The organism is Bhargavaea cecembensis DSE10 (genome assembly GCF_000348905.1).
Classification (GTDB): domain Bacteria; phylum Bacillota; class Bacilli; order Bacillales_A; family Planococcaceae; genus Bhargavaea; species Bhargavaea cecembensis.
This window is the reverse complement of sequence record NZ_AOFT01000019.1, coordinates 14,052-28,526: the sequence shown is the minus strand read 5'-3', so window position 1 is coordinate 28,526 and position 14,475 is coordinate 14,052. Positions and strand designations below refer to the sequence as shown.

Genomic DNA, 14,475 nt, shown 5'->3' with positions numbered 1-14,475 from the left:
GTCAACTCGCGCCTGTTCATATTATTCGGCCATTCCTGCCGATTTAGGGGGGTAGGAGAATGTCGCAGCCAATAGGAAAAGAGACTGCCTGATGCGGCAGTCTCTTTTGATCAAGCTTGTTTTTTGCGGTCGTTTTTCAGTCCGATGAGGACGCCGACCACTGCTATCAGCAACAGCACCGACCAGAAGATCGTTTTCCAAATCGTCGAATGCGGGAAATGCGGATCGATGATCTGGAGCTCGGGGTGGCCGAGTGTCAGTACGAGAAGCTTGACCCCTACCCAGCCGACAATGGCGAAGGCCGCTCCCTCGAGCGCCGGATAGCGGTCCAGCAGCTTGACGAACCATGTCGCGGCAAATCGCATGATGATCAGTCCGATCAGCCCCCCGAAGAACATGACCGCGAACTGGCCGCCATTGATGCCGCCGATGTCGAAGTCACCCAGTTCAGGCAGCGTAATCGCAATGGCTACGGCAGCCAGCATCGAGTCGATGGCAAACGCAATATCCGCAAGTTCGACTTTCAGGACGGTCATCCAGAAGCCGGATTGTTTTTTCGGCTCTTTCAGATTGTCCTCATCTTCACCGTGCTTCTTCCTCATATCATAGAGATTCTTGAAGGAAATAAATAGCAGATAGGCTGCACCGAGCGCCTGGATCTGCCATACATCGACGAGGATGGTGATCATGAAGAGTGCTGCGAAGCGGAAGACGAAAGCTCCCAATAGTCCATAGAACAGGGCTTTTTTCCTCTGTTTCAGAGGCAGATGCTTAACCATGACCGCCATGACGACCGCGTTATCCGCTGCAAGCAGGCCCTCGAGGACGACGAGAACGACTAGCACCCATGCGTATTCCAGTAAAATGGCTTCCAAATTCAGTTCCCTCCCTTTTTATGGAAAACAAAAAAACCTTTACCCCGAAAAAAGGGCAAAGGTCTTGCTAAGCCCTCCTCCAGTAATTCCCGGATTCAGGCTATCATAACCGATGGCAGTACCATGTAATGACGATTATGAAATAGGTTTCCCTATAGCTACTCCCCTTTGACACTAAGTCAAAGATCATTCAGTTTTCCCAGAAGTTATTGTATCACATTGTTCGCGCGGATGTCTCCGATTTTCTCATCTTTCTTGTCTCCCGGTCGAAGAGGCTGTATACAACCGGAACGATATATAGGGTAAGTGCGGTGGATGTGATCAGCCCGCCGATCACCGCAATGCCCATTGGCTGGTTGATTTCGGTCCCTTCCCCGATGCCAAGCGAAAGAGGTACGAGTCCAAGGATGGTGGTCAGTGCTGTCATCAGAATCGGCCTCACCCGGTCTTTGACAGAGACGACAATTGCATCAAAAGACGGCATGCCTTCATTTTTCCGCTGGTTGATATAGTCGACGAGAACAATCCCGTTGTTCACGACAATCCCGACCAGTATCAGAATTCCGATAACCGACGAAACACTGATCGGCATATTTGCCAGGAACAGGCCGAGCGACACCCCGATGATCATGAGCGGTACTGTGAACATGATGACCAGCGGATACTTGAACGATTCAAACTGTGCCGCCATGACGATGTAAACGAGGACCACCGCCAGGATGACGGCCATGATCATGTCGTCAATCGCATCTTCGAACAGTTCGCGGTCCCCGCTGTAGGAAATGTCGGTTTCCTCCGGCAGATCGGCATTTTCCAGTGTGTCCTCAACATCCGCAGTTACTTCACCGAGTGTACAGGAAGATGCATAGTGGACGGTGAAGCGCACCGCGTTTGCCTGGTCAACCCGCCGGATTGCGGCCGGGCCTTCTGCAATTTCAATATCCGCAAGGCTCTCAAGCGTGACAAAGGTGCCCGACGGAGCACGGAGCTTCAGCTGCCCTACTGCTTCTACACTGTCAAGATTCCCGCCTGTCCGGATCTGAACGGCTTGTACATCGCCATCCTCACCGACAATCTGTGTTGCCGTTACTCCACGGGTCAGGTCATTCACGGTGGAGGCGATCTGGGCAGGGGCAAACCCGTTCGCAGATGCCGACTCGCGGTCGACCTTAATCAGGATCTCATCCACACCTTCGGTCAGGTCATTGGTCACGTCCGTCACGCCCTCGACATCCGACAGGCGGTCAACTGTCCGTTCCGCTGCTGACTCCAGGCGCGATTTATCCGTGTCCGTCATCGTGAAGGTCAGCGTGTTCGGTGAGGAGCCGGCTGCCGTCTGCAGGTTGAAGGTGATTTCCGTATCTTCATCCCCGTACTCCTGGATGTCCGGCTGTACGTCATCGACAAATTCGAATACCGAACGGTCGCGGTCGTCCAGCGGCTTCAGCTTGACGTAAAGTTCTCCTTTGTCTGCCTCCCCGGACCCTTGTGCGAGCCCCTGCTGGGTCCCGCCGGTGAGACTGACATAGACTTCCACGTCCTCTTCCTGCTTCAGCCTTTCTTCAATCTTCCGGATCACTTCTCCGGTTGCTTCTGCGGACGCACCGTCCGGCAGATTCACCGCTATGCTGACGAATCCTTCATCAGTCGCGGGCAGAAATTCGGTTCCTACCTTGTACAGCCCCAGGGCACTGACCGCCAGAAGAACCGTCGTCAGTCCCAAGACCGTTTTCCGGTGCCGCAGGGACCAGATTACCGAGCGTTCAAAATTCCTGTAGGATTTTGAACGTCTGCGCCTCGTCTCCAGATCCCGTTTTGGCTTTTTGAGCATGCGGGAAGCCATCATCGGGATGACGGTCAGCGCCACAAACAGGGATGCCAGCAGGCTGAATGAAATCGTCATTGCAAATTCTGTAAAGATCCGGCCGATCAGACCGGAGATAAAAATGACCGGCAGGAAAACAGCGATTGTCGTGAGTGTGGATGCTGTAATGGCCCCGCCCACTTCTTTTGTGCCGTCGAGCGCTGCCTGTCCGCGTTTCTTGCCCATCGCCAGATGCCGCTCGATGTTCTCGATCACAACTATGGAGTTATCCACGAGCATCCCGATTCCGAGTGCCAAAGCACCGAGCGTTAGGATATTCAGTGCAAAATCCGAAAAGTACATCAGCACAAATGTAACGATGACGGAATATGGAATGGCCACGCCAATGATAATCGGACTCCGCACCGATTTCAGAAACAGGAACAGGACCAGCATGGCAAAAATTCCGCCGAGGATCAGGGATTGCCCGATATTGCCGATGGCCAGCTGGATATAATCCCCCTGATCAAAGAGGATATCGGCGGTGACCCCTTCGAATTCCGGCTTTCCGAGAAGTGAGTCCAGGGACTCTTTGAAGGACGCAGAGACATCAGCGGTGTTTGCACCGGATTCCTGAAGGACCGACATGATAACAGACGGCTCATCATTGGTTCTTGTCTCCATACCTCCGTCATCGGCGGCCAGACTGACTTCGCCGATATCGGAAACCCTGATCTCCGTGCCGTCCATCGGATTGACCGTCAGGACGAGGTCCCCGATTTCCTCCGCTGAGCCAAGCGTACTGATGATGCGTGTCGTCAGCCGCTTGCCGTCCTCCGTCTCAACCGGTTCACCGGGCATGGAGACATTGTTCGCCTGGATGGACTGAACGACATCCTGCTGGGCAAGCCCGGATTCCTCCATCTTCACCGGATCAAGGACAATCTGAACATCCTCTACAAGAGAAGAGGAAACGGTGACGCTTGCAACCCCTTCCGTCCTTCTCAGCTCGGTCTCGAGCGACTCAGCGATTTTCCGGATGTCTCCGGACTCGCTGTCCGCGCGGAGGGACAGCTGAATCACAGGGAATTGTGACGGATCAAACTTCATGAACTGCGGTTTTCCGGAATCGTCCGGAACAGGGGTCTGGTCGATCCGCTGCAGAACATCCATCTGGACATCATCAATCTCCGTCGACCAGTCAAATTCGAGGAAAATGAGGTTCGCGCCTTCCTGTGATGTCGACTGGACCGATTTCAGACCGGGCAGCGTGGATAGGCTGTTCTCCAGCGGTTTGGTGATTTTCTCGCTTACTTCTTCAGGGCCCGCTCCGGGATAGCTTGTCACAACGACCGCTACCGGAGGATTGAGTTCGGGTATGAGCGTCAGCGGAATCTTCATGAACGAAACGACCCCCAGAATGAGCACGAGGAGCATCGTCACAGTCGTGAAGACCGGGCGCCTGATGGAAAAACCGCTTATCTTCATCCTTTTTTCCCCTTTTCAAAAAGCTATGTCCATCATACCGGAACGTATGGTTCTACTTCAATGTTCGGCATTGCCGCCCTGCGCACGAAGACAAAAACAGACGGCTGCCGATCCGGCCTCCCTCTCGGGGATACCGGTCAGCTGCCGTCTTTAAAATCCGGATGTCATGCATCGGAATGGATCAGAGCAGGCTGTATAGCCTGATATCAGGGTGTTTATCCTGGAACCAGCGCAGGGCAAAGTCGTTTTCGAAAAGGAAAACAAGGTTCTCGTAGCGGTCCTTGACGAGCATGGCACGCGGGCCTGTCATGGATTCTTTTACATCCCCCTCATTTTCGATCCACCTGGCGACTTTTTGGCCGATGTGCTGGATGACCACTTCGGAATTGTATTCGTTCTTCATGCGGTGTTCGAACACTTCAAATTGCAGCTGGCCGACCGCTCCGAGGATGACTTCCTCGGTATGGAGCGTCTTATAGTACTGGATGGCGCCTTCCTGGACCAGCTGCAGGATTCCTTTATGGAAGTGCTTGGACTTCATGACGTTCTTCGGGGACACTTTGACGAAAAGTTCCGGAGTGAACTGCGGAAGCGGTTCAAACGCGAAATTCGCCTTGCCGCCCGTGATCGTGTCGCCGATCTGATAGTTACCGGTGTCATAGAGCCCGATAATGTCACCTGCCACCGCCATGTTGACCGTCTCCCGGTCATCTGCAAGGAATTGTGTGGACTGGCTGACCTTGAAGGTTTTCGGAATCCGGGGAACAGTCACCTGCATCCCGCGGTCGAATTCTCCCGAAACAATCCGGACAAATGCGATCCGGTCGCGGTGGGCAGGGTTCATGTTCGCCTGGATCTTGAAGATGAAGCCGGTGAACTCATCGTCGTACGGGTTGACACTGCCGCCGTCAGCCGTGTTCCGGGGCTGCGGTGCCGGCGCAAACTGAAGATAGGTCTCCAGGAATGTTTGCACACCAAAGTTCGTCAGTGCGGAACCGAAAAAGACTGGAGTCAGCTCGCCCCGGCGGACACGCTCTTCATCAAAGTCGTTTCCTGCCTCATCGAGGAGCATGACATCTTCAAGTGCCTGTTGGTAGTAGGAAGTTTCCTGGATCGAATGGGATTGGGCCAAATCGCCGTCTTTCCCGACTTCCAGATACCGTCCGTCCCCTTCGGTCCGCGCCAGCTCCACCCGGCGGTTGTGGCGGTCATAAATTCCCATGAACTCCTTGCCCATGCCGATCGGCCAGTTCATCGCATAAGACTCGATGCCGAGCACTTCCTCAAGCTCTTCCATGAGCTCGAGCGGCTCACGGCCCTGGCGGTCAAGTTTGTTGATGAATGTGAAGATCGGAATCCCCCTCATCCGGCAGACCTTGAACAGCTTGATGGTCTGCGGCTCGATGCCTTTTGCCGAGTCGATCATCATGACGGCAGAGTCGACCGCCATGAGCGTGCGGTAGGTGTCTTCGCTGAAGTCTTCGTGGCCCGGGGTATCCAGGATGTTGACCCGCTTGCCGTCAAAGTCGAACTGGAGCACCGAGGAAGTGACGGAAATTCCCCGCTGCTTCTCGATTTCCATCCAGTCGGATGTGGCGAACTTGCCGGACTTTTTCCCCTTTACGGTACCCGCGTCCCTGATCGCGCCGCCAAAGAACAGCAGTTTCTCGGTCATCGTCGTCTTCCCGGCATCCGGGTGGGAGATGATGGCGAATGTCCTGCGCGATGCAATCTCTTGTTTTAATTGGTCTTCCATTGTCATTTCTCCTCATCTGTTTCAGCTTTCCCCATCATAGGGACCGGAAAAGAGAATTTCAAGCAATATTAACGGAAACGGCCGGAAAGGCGAACCTTTCCGGCCGGAGTTCCCACGTTCGATCATCTGCTTCCGGGTCAGTCCCGGGCGCCTGCTTTCCGCCCGAACTTCTTTTCCGCCTCATCCAGTGCGATTTCGGCATCGCTGTGCGGATATTTGGTGTTCCCGATAATCTGGAAGTCTTCATGGCCCTTGCCTGCGAACAGGAGGATATCGCCTTCGCCGGCCACTTCCACTGCATGGCGGACCGCCTGTTCCCGGTCACCGATGCAGGCATAATTCTCATGTGTCATGCCTGCAGCAAGCTCGGACGTAATCGATTCATAATCCTCATGGCGCGGGTCATCCGTCGTGAGGATGACGTAATCCGCAACCGATGCCTTTTCCGCCATGATCGGCCGCTTTGACCGGTCGCGGTTGCCGCCTGTGCCGACAAGGAAGATGAGTTTGTTCTTCTTATAGGGTAGGACCGAAGCGATCGCTTTTTCGATGGCATCGGGTGTATGCGCATAGTCGATATAAATTGTGAGCGGAAGGTCCGTCTCCACGCGTTCCATGCGTCCCTTCACGGCAGGCAGTGCGCCGAGGCCGGCAATGATTTCATCCAGCCCAAGTCCATATGCATACAGCGCAGCTGCGGATGCCAGCGCGTTGTATACGTTAAACCCGCCGATCAGGTTCATCACAACCTGCCGCTCCCCTTCCGGCGTCTCCATCAGAAAGACGGTGCGCCCGGCCTCCAGCCGGATATCACGTGCACGGAACATCGCCTCCGAGTCCACAGCGTACGTGAGCACGGGGTGCGCCGTCATCTGCCGGTACCGGTCCGACCACGGATCATCCGCATTCAGGACAGCGAACTTCGGCTTGCTTGTATCCTGGCCGAGCTGCGCGAACAGCAGCCCTTTCGCATACCCGTAATGCTCCATCGTTCCATGGTAGTCCAGATGGTCGTGGGTCAGATTCGTGAAAACCGCTATATCGAATTCCGTTCCGGACAGGCGCCCTTCTACCAGGCCATGGGAGGAGACTTCCATCGTCATCGCCTCGCACCCTTCCGCTGAAGCCTGCCGGATCATGCGCTGTGTGGTGAGTGCATCTGTCGTCGTATTGGCCGATTCATAAAGCACGCCGTTCAGGTTAAAGCCGATCGTGCCGGAAGAGGCCGACTTCCGGCCGCTGTTCCGGAGAATGCCGTCGATGATGTTGGCAACGCTCGTCTTGCCATTGGTGCCGGTGACGCCAATCATCCGGACTGATTTTGACGGATGCCCGAAAAAGGCGGATGCAACCAGACCTTCCGCGCGTGCCGTGTCATCCGTGATGACCACCGCCGCTTTATCCGGGTCCGCCTCGACCGGACGGTCCGCAATGATGAGCCTGGCACCGGCAGCAAGTGCCTGGGGCACATAGTCGTGTCCGTCGACGGTATATCCGTTGATGCAGATAAATGCGCCGCCCGGCTGGACCGCCCTGGAGTCGGTTGTAATATCTGTCACCTCAACCGGAGGGGTCCCGATCACTTCACTGAACGGGAGATGTGCCAGCAATTCTGTTGTTTCCATGTTGTTTCCTCCTCAATCTTCCGCAAGCGGCGAAAGAATGTAAGCCCTCAGCAGACGCGCCGCCGCCTCAAGAGAATCCGTATGCGTCCTTTCAAGTGCATGGGACGATTCGATTCCCGGACCAAAAAGCGCATGCCGGACATCAAACCCCGCGCGTATTGCCGCTGAGGCGTCCGAGCCATAATAAGGGTAGATATCAAGCTTGTGCGGAATGCCTTCCTTTTTGCAGAGATCCGCAAGGTGCCGGGTCAGTCCGTAATGATACGGACCGCTCGAATCCTTTACACAGATTGAAACGGTATACTCATCGGAAGACTGTCCGTCACCGATCGCACCCATGTCGAATGCAATGTACTCAACCGCATTCTCCGGCACCGAGGCGTTGCCGCCGAATCCGATCTCTTCATTGTTGGAAATGTAGAGGTGAAGAGTATGGGGAAGCTTCGTTCCGCTCTCCTTCAGCCTGGCCGCCAGCTCCAGAAGAAGGGCCGTGCTCGCCTTGTCATCGAGATGGCGGGATTTGATGTAGCCGCCGCTTTTCTCGAAACGGGGATCGAACGATACAAAATCCCCCACTTCGATTCCGAGCGCCCTCGTGTCATCCGCACTGCCGGTCCGCTCATCCAGCCGGACCTCAATGTTGTCGCTGCTCCGCTCTGCCTTCCCGGAATCCCGGTACACATGGACAGTCGTCTGGTGCATCAGAATCGTCCCTCGGATCTTCCTGCCATCCGCCGCGTGGACGGTGCAGTATTCCCCTTCCGCGGCATTCCAGTTAAAACCGCCGATCTTATCCAGCTTCAGACGCCCGGAAGGTTTGACTTCCTTGACGATCGCCCCGAGCGTATCGACATGTGCCGTGATCAGCCGGCTTTTGCTGTCATCTTCACCGCGGAATGTTGCGATGACCGCACCCTTATTCGTCCGTGTCAGCTCCGCCCCGCTTTCGGCCAGATAGGTTTCGGCCAGCTTCATGACATCCCTCGTATAGCCGGACGGGCTCGGAGTTTCTACAAGGTCTTCCAGAATCTTGAGTGAGTGTTCAAGGTCAAAAGATAGGTTCATGAGAATGTGTTCCCCCCGACTGAAAAGTCCAGCTTTCATTATACGCCTACATGGGGTGTCCGTCACGATTCGCCTGCATCATTTCAGAAATCGCCTGATCAGCTTGAGGCGATTTCCGTAAGGCGGGAATGCAATTCTGACCGGGAAGGACGTTCCCCGCTTCAGAATGCCCTTCTCGTGTGTGAATGCATCGAACCCGTACTTGCCGTGATAGCTGCCGATGCCGGACGGGCCTGCACCGCCGAATGGCAGTGCGGTATTGCCGACATGGGAGAGGGCATCGTTGATGCAGCCTCCGCCGAATGGCAGCTCGGAGAGAAAGTGATCCATCGCGCCCCGGTTCTCCGAAAACAGGTAAGCGGCAAGCGGTTTCGGACGCTCCCGGATCGACCGGATCACCGCCGTCAGGCTCGAGTAGCTGTAGACCGGCAGGATCGGGCCGAAAATCTCTTCCTCCATCACCCGGCTGCCTGCAGGCGGACTGTCAACAACGGTCGGCTCAATAAACCGGGTATCCCGGTTCATCTGGCCGCCTGAAAGAATCCGGCCGCGCTCTTCATCAATCATTTTCCGCAGCCTGTCGAACTGCCGCTCATCCACAATCCTGGCATAATCGGGGGACTTCGCGGGATCCGCCCCATAGAAGCCCCTGATCGCCTCTATTAATTCCTCGAGAAACGCATCCTTCACTGTGTGATGAACGAGGCAATAATCCGGCGCGACGCATGTTTGCCCGGCATTCGTAAATTTCGCCCAGGCAATCCGCTCCGCCGCTGTCCGGAGGTCCGCAGTCTGGTCTACGATGGCCGGACTTTTGCCGCCGAGTTCAAGGACGACGGGGACAAGCCGCTCGGCGGCAGCCTTCATGACAATCGACCCGACTTTTGCACTCCCCGTGAAGAACATGAAGTCAAACGGCGCGTGTATCAGCGCAGACGTCTCTTCTTTGCCCCCCTCGACGACCGTCACATATTCGGGCGGAAACGTCTCCGCGATCATTTTGCGGATGACGGCAGATACATTCGGTGTCGTTTCGGAAGGTTTCAGGACAGCAGTATTGCCGCCGGCAATCGCTGCGGCAAGCGGTTCGATGACGAGCTGGAACGGATAGTTGAACGGACCGATGATCAGCACCGTTCCCCATGGCTCCCGGATGACGAAGCTTTTTCCCGGCTGGAAATGAACCGGTGTCTTTTTCGGTTCCGGCTTCATCCATTCCTCGATATTGGACGCCATTTCCCGGATACTGGATAAGACAAAACCGATTTCTGTCATGTAGGATTCAAATTCACTTTTGCCCAGGTCCTTCGAGAGTGCATCTGAAATATCTTTTTCCCGATCCCGGATTGCACCGTGCAGATCCATCAGCCGGTCTTTTCTGAACCGGGCTGTTTTCGTCTTGCCTGTCCAGTAGAAATTCCTCTGACGGGCGACGATGCCGCCTGCCTGCGTCTCCGTAAATGCCATGTTTCAACCACTCCCTTCATTCTTTCTTCATCTTATCGCCGGCAGGCACGGATATCAAAACTTAAACTGGGGGATACTGTTTCCTTCCTGATGACCCTGCCGGATTGTTAAATTTTTTTGAAGCTCATAATCGGCTGCAGACTCGGGCAACCTTTGGGTACGGGCAGGCAAAACATTGCCGGCCCGCCATGCATCCCGGCCACCAGGCGGCAAGTATCGCACCTTTCAATTTCATACGCTCCTCTTTCCCGGCTAGATAGAAAAATAGGTCTTCCGGCTTGTTTTGTTCCTCACTCTGTTTCGGATTCCGATTACGCGGGGTATAGAAGGTCAAACAACGAAAAGATCAAGGAGGAAATGACATGATGAAACAAGAACAATGGTGGGATCATATGTTTACGGGAAATCTTGAGATGGGACTGAACCGGGAGCGGATCACCGAGCTGGAAGAAGAAAACTTCCTTTACTTCTCGGAAGAAGAAGAAGTCGTCCCGCAGGAGCAATAACTTAGTGACGATGCGATATTTGCCGTCAGCCGGTAAACGTGCAGAGTATACATAAGGACCGTCCAGCGTGCAGACTAGTCACGGGGGACGGTCCTTATCCATCTATAAAGTCCGGACCTGTAAAAGTCTGAAAAGTTTTACTTTAAAGATGCCGTTGACTTTCTCCCCCTCCCCTTGTATTATTGTAAATGTGCTTGAGAGAACAACAAGCAAACATCCCAGATTTGATTCCGTAGCTCAGCTGGGAGAGCGCTACCTTGACAGGGTAGAGGTCGCTGGTTCGAGCCCAGTCGGAATCATCACAAAAACGTCCGATCTCTTAATGGGATCGGACGTTTTTTATTGTCCGTGTGATTTCCTTCATTACAGGAAAAACGGTTTTCGCACAACATCAGACCTGCCCTTTCAGATACTTCTCATAGGCGATCGCTTCTTCTTCCAACGCAGCTGACAGTACCTTATACATTGCAGACAGGTAAACAGCAGCAGCCTCTGCATCCCCCGACTGCGCCATTTCGATTCCTGCCGGTAATTCGTCGAGAAGCAGTTCCACTTTCCTGCGTATGCTAGCCCGGCTATCCCCCAGATAGGTGACTGTCCCCAGGTTCGTCATTTCATTTTCCACCATCCATATCCCCTTGCCATTTTATACTGTCGATTCAATTCGACATCAAAATCCATTATCCCTCCATTAGATTTGATATCCTACCCGGTTTCTTCAGAGGGTCCTCTATTGGTGACACCTTCCCCTCTCCTATGCAAAAGATGGCGAACCAGCGGATTTTCCGTATAATAGTCATAGATATCAAGCAAATAAAAATAGACCAGTGAGGAATCAAAAATGAATGAGCAAATGACCCGGGAAGAAATGCAGCAAACCATTGACCAGCTCAGAGAACAAGTAGCAGAACTGGAGAGTCTGGTCAGCCAGATCATGGTGCCGATTATTCCTTCCATCCTGCCGGATACGATCCTGATCCCGTTTGCCGGTGAACTGACGCCTGAATTTTCCCGGAATGTCGTATCAAAAGTACTGAATCATGTTGCCGCGACCAACACGCAAACCGCGATTCTCGACTTCACCGCCCTTTCCATTGAAAACCCGGACAGCCTCTCGGTTTTCGGTAAGGCCATCGAAGAACTGTCTGCTTCACTTAGTCTCATGGGCATCGAGGTGATCACGGTCGGGTTCACTCCCCACTTTGCGCGGGAAGTGACCATGTCCGGGCTGCCGCTCGTGAATAAGCTGAAATCCTTTTCGACATTCCGCTCCGCGCTTCAGCATCTGATGAAACAGCGTGGCCTGGAAATGACCGGAGCAAACTGAACAGATGAAAAAGAACCCCTGCAGATTTTCCTGCAGGGGTTCTTGGCATTAGGCGGCGACTGTTTCTCTGTCGCGCTTATTACGTGTCATGAACTGGATAGCAAGAAGGATGACAAACAGGACGAGTCCGAACACGTCTGTCATGCCTTCCGGGAAAATGAGCATTCCGCCTGCCGCAAGAGCAAGGATCCGCTCCAGCCAGTTTAGTTTCCGGTACCAGAAGCCGACGAAGCCGGCACCGACTGCAAGCATGCCTGCGAACGCGGTTGCGGTCACCCAGATGATTTCAATGACGCTGGCATCGATCATCAGCATCGCAGGGTTGTAGACGAACATATACGGAATGATAAACGCTGCAATTGCAAGCTTTGCCGCATTGACACCGGTCCGGATCGGATCTCCTCCGGAAATACCGGATGCAGCAAACGCTGCGAGAGCGACCGGCGGTGTGATGTCCGCAATAATACCGAAGTAAAACACGAACAGGTGCGCAGACAGCGCCACGACAACCGGAACAGCGGCGCCTGCCGGCTCGTCGATCATCAGCAGTGCAATGACCGCCGGAGCCGCAATGGTCGAGGTGATGACGTAGTTCGCGGTTGTCGGCGAGCCCATCCCGAGCACGATGGCCGCGAGCATAGTGAAGAACAGCGTCAGGAAGAGGTGTCCGCCTGAGGCGGAAATCAGCCCGTTGGCCAAGCTCAGCCCTAGCCCGGTCTTGACGACGACCCCGACAATGATGCCGGCACAGGCCGTTGCAGCCGCGACAGCAAGCGCGGTCCGCGCCCCGTCGACAAGCGCATTGATCATGTCCTTAAAGTTCAGGCGGGTCTTTTTGTCAAACGCACTGACGACGATCGTCAGGACGATCCCCCACAGTGCAGCCTGCATCGTCGGGATGCCGATCAGCAGGAAGATGATGATGCCGAGTATCGGGGTCAGAAGGTAAATCTTCTTCAGCACTTCCTTCCGGTTCGGAAGCTGGTCATCCGAAAGCCCGGACAGACCGACCCGCTTTGCCTCAAAGTGAGTCATGATCCAGATCCCCGAGAAGTAAAGCAGCGCCGGAATGGCAGCAGCCTTTGCGATTTCCCAGTAAGTGATGCCGCCGATAAACTCGACCATCAGGAAAGCTGCCGCCCCCATGATCGGTGGCATCAGCTGGCCGCCGGTGGAAGCAGAGGCCTCAACGGCACCCGCGAATTCCTTGCGGTAACCGAGCTTTTTCATCATCGGAATCGTATACGAACCGGAAGTCACCACGTTCGCGACAGAGCTGCCTGAGATGGTCCCCTGGAGAGCACTCGAGAAAATGGCCACCTTCGCCGGGCCACCTGTAAGCTTCCCGGCCAATGCCACAGCCAGATCATTGAAATACTGCCCCACCCCCGTCTTTACAAGGAAGGCCCCGAACAGGAGGAAGACGAAAATGAACGTGGCCGACACGCCGATCGGGGTGCCGAGCACTCCGTCAGTCGTATAGAACATCAGCTGGGCAAGTGCCGACAGGTCTTGCCCGCGGTGTGCGAGGAATCCCGGCCAGTACGGCCCGGTGAATGCGTAGATCAGGAATGCCGAGGCGATAATCGTAATCGGCAGGCCGACCGCGCGCCGGGACGCCTCCAGTGTAAGCAAGACAGCCAGGATCGCGACCGTCATATCCAGGTCGGTCACCCGTCCGACTCGCAAGACCAATTCATTGTACTGAAGCGGCCAATACAGGCCCACGCCGACGGAGAGCAGCGCCAAAATGATATCGTAGAACGGAACACGATCCTTTTTCGCCGATTTCCGGCGGAATGGAAACAGCAGGAAAATCAGTGACAGGGCGAAGCCCAGGTGGACAGAACGCTGGATGTACGCGGTATACTGCCCGAAAATCGCAGTGTACAGCTGGAAAACAGAAAACGCCAAAAGTCCAAAGAACACGATTTTCTTCATGATCCCCCGCACGTCACGCGTGTTGGATTCCGGATCATATTTTTTCAGCAGCTCCTGTTGCTCCTCTTCTGACAGCTGAAGGTTCTGTTCATCCTTCTTCGTCTTTTCATCCGCCATTCATATTCACTCCTTTCAACAACTCCAATAGGGACAATTTTCGAAACTCGAAACGGTAGGAAGATCCCCGTTCGAGAAGTTTCTTCAGGTCATAGCCGCGGCCGCCATACAGGAATTCCAGATCCGAATCGATATCCGCCACGAAAAGGACAAACGAGTCGAGCACACGATTTTCATATTCGAGTGTATAACGGCCGTCCTCGGCAGTGAAGGTCTCCCCCTCCTCCGCATGGCCGGGCATGCCGATTGCCAGATCTTCATATTCCATCCTGACAAGGCGGATTTGGCGGTCACCGGTGACTTCGTAGGTTTCTACCACGTCAGACAGATGGATCGAATGGGTATACCGGATCAAGAACCGATCATTTTCCGTCTGCCGTATGTAATGAATGGCCGGATTTTCTGAACGGGTCTCCGTGAATACGAAGGCATCCGATATCGGCACGGTCATAGCGCCTGCAACCGCCGTGATGAGCATGGCAGCGATGAATACTTTCCGCATCA

At 54.5% G+C, this 14,475-nt stretch carries 11 protein-coding genes and 1 tRNA gene; 3 read left to right on the top strand and 9 right to left on the bottom strand.

The window, feature by feature from the left end; all coding sequences use genetic code 11:
- Nucleotides 1-110: 110 nt before the first annotated feature.
- From C772_RS13855 to C772_RS13830, 6 genes are all read right to left on the bottom strand, one after another.
- Entirely contained in the window at nucleotides 111-875 is a 765-nt protein-coding gene (locus C772_RS13855; protein WP_008300961.1) for a TerC family protein, read from the bottom strand.
- 214 nt (nucleotides 876-1,089) lie between these two features.
- On the bottom strand, nucleotides 1,090-4,167 hold the full coding sequence (locus C772_RS13850) for an efflux RND transporter permease subunit (protein ID WP_008300959.1): 3,078 nt from the start codon (nucleotides 4,165-4,167) through the stop codon (nucleotides 1,090-1,092).
- Nucleotides 4,168-4,348: 181 nt separating this feature from the next.
- Complete coding sequence (locus C772_RS13845) at nucleotides 4,349-5,923, bottom strand: peptide chain release factor 3 (protein ID WP_008300957.1); 1,575 nt, start codon at nucleotides 5,921-5,923, stop codon at nucleotides 4,349-4,351.
- Between the two features lie 137 nt (nucleotides 5,924-6,060).
- The gene (locus C772_RS13840) at nucleotides 6,061-7,548 is read right to left on the bottom strand and encodes a UDP-N-acetylmuramoyl-L-alanyl-D-glutamate--2,6-diaminopimelate ligase (RefSeq protein ID WP_008300955.1); all 1,488 of its coding nucleotides are present in this window, start codon (nucleotides 7,546-7,548) and stop codon (nucleotides 6,061-6,063) included.
- Between the two features lie 12 nt (nucleotides 7,549-7,560).
- Nucleotides 7,561-8,613 (bottom strand): M42 family metallopeptidase, encoded by a 1,053-nt coding sequence (locus tag C772_RS13835; protein ID WP_008300953.1) that lies wholly within the window; start codon nucleotides 8,611-8,613, stop codon nucleotides 7,561-7,563.
- A 78-nt stretch (nucleotides 8,614-8,691) separates the two neighbouring features.
- Complete coding sequence (locus tag C772_RS13830) at nucleotides 8,692-10,080, bottom strand: aldehyde dehydrogenase (RefSeq protein WP_008300951.1); 1,389 nt, start codon at nucleotides 10,078-10,080, stop codon at nucleotides 8,692-8,694.
- 362 nt (nucleotides 10,081-10,442) lie between these two features.
- On the opposite strand from C772_RS13830, the gene C772_RS16760 reads away from it, so the two are divergent.
- Nucleotides 10,443-10,586: a hypothetical protein gene (locus tag C772_RS16760; RefSeq protein ID WP_008300950.1), complete on the top strand. Its 144-nt coding sequence runs from the start codon at nucleotides 10,443-10,445 to the stop codon at nucleotides 10,584-10,586.
- Nucleotides 10,587-10,812: 226 nt separating this feature from the next.
- Nucleotides 10,813-10,885: transfer RNA gene (locus C772_RS13825), tRNA-Val, on the top strand.
- 92 nt (nucleotides 10,886-10,977) lie between these two features.
- Here C772_RS13825 and C772_RS13820 read toward each other — a convergent pair.
- Complete coding sequence (locus tag C772_RS13820; RefSeq protein ID WP_035002483.1) at nucleotides 10,978-11,214, bottom strand: hypothetical protein; 237 nt, start codon at nucleotides 11,212-11,214, stop codon at nucleotides 10,978-10,980.
- A 213-nt stretch (nucleotides 11,215-11,427) separates the two neighbouring features.
- Here C772_RS13820 and C772_RS13815 point away from each other — a divergent pair, with 213 nt between their 5' ends.
- Complete coding sequence (locus C772_RS13815) at nucleotides 11,428-11,913, top strand: STAS domain-containing protein (RefSeq protein WP_008300945.1); 486 nt, start codon at nucleotides 11,428-11,430, stop codon at nucleotides 11,911-11,913.
- A gap of 48 nt (nucleotides 11,914-11,961) precedes the next feature.
- Here C772_RS13815 and C772_RS13810 read toward each other — a convergent pair whose 3' ends face one another.
- Both C772_RS13810 and C772_RS13805 read right to left on the bottom strand, forming a co-directional pair.
- Entirely contained in the window at nucleotides 11,962-13,971 is a 2,010-nt protein-coding gene (locus C772_RS13810) for a TRAP transporter permease (protein ID WP_008300943.1), read from the bottom strand.
- The gene (locus C772_RS13805) at nucleotides 13,961-14,473 is read right to left on the bottom strand and encodes a DUF1850 domain-containing protein (RefSeq protein WP_008300941.1); all 513 of its coding nucleotides are present in this window, start codon (nucleotides 14,471-14,473) and stop codon (nucleotides 13,961-13,963) included. Before C772_RS13805 ends, C772_RS13810 begins: the two co-directional genes overlap by 11 nt.
- Between the last annotated feature and the right edge of the window lie 2 nt (nucleotides 14,474-14,475).

Bases quoted from the DNA above. Each gene is read 5' to 3' on its own strand.
- C772_RS13815 (WP_008300945.1), top strand. From the start codon at position 11,428: ATGAATGAGCAAATGACCCGGGAAGAAATGCAGCAAACCATTGACCAG.
- C772_RS13845 (WP_008300957.1), bottom strand. From the start codon at position 5,923: ATGGAAGACCAATTAAAACAAGAGATTGCATCGCGCAGGACATTCGCC.
- C772_RS13820 (WP_035002483.1), bottom strand. From the start codon at position 11,214: ATGGTGGAAAATGAAATGACGAACCTGGGGACAGTCACCTATCTGGGG.
- C772_RS13830 (WP_008300951.1), bottom strand. From the start codon at position 10,080: ATGGCATTTACGGAGACGCAGGCAGGCGGCATCGTCGCCCGTCAGAGG.
- C772_RS13850 (WP_008300959.1), bottom strand. From the start codon at position 4,167: ATGAAGATAAGCGGTTTTTCCATCAGGCGCCCGGTCTTCACGACTGTG.
- C772_RS13805 (WP_008300941.1), bottom strand. From the start codon at position 14,473: ATGCGGAAAGTATTCATCGCTGCCATGCTCATCACGGCGGTTGCAGGC.
- C772_RS13835 (WP_008300953.1), bottom strand. From the start codon at position 8,613: ATGAACCTATCTTTTGACCTTGAACACTCACTCAAGATTCTGGAAGAC.
- C772_RS13810 (WP_008300943.1), bottom strand. From the start codon at position 13,971: ATGGCGGATGAAAAGACGAAGAAGGATGAACAGAACCTTCAGCTGTCA.
- C772_RS13840 (WP_008300955.1), bottom strand. From the start codon at position 7,548: ATGGAAACAACAGAATTGCTGGCACATCTCCCGTTCAGTGAAGTGATC.
- C772_RS16760 (WP_008300950.1), top strand. From the start codon at position 10,443: ATGATGAAACAAGAACAATGGTGGGATCATATGTTTACGGGAAATCTT.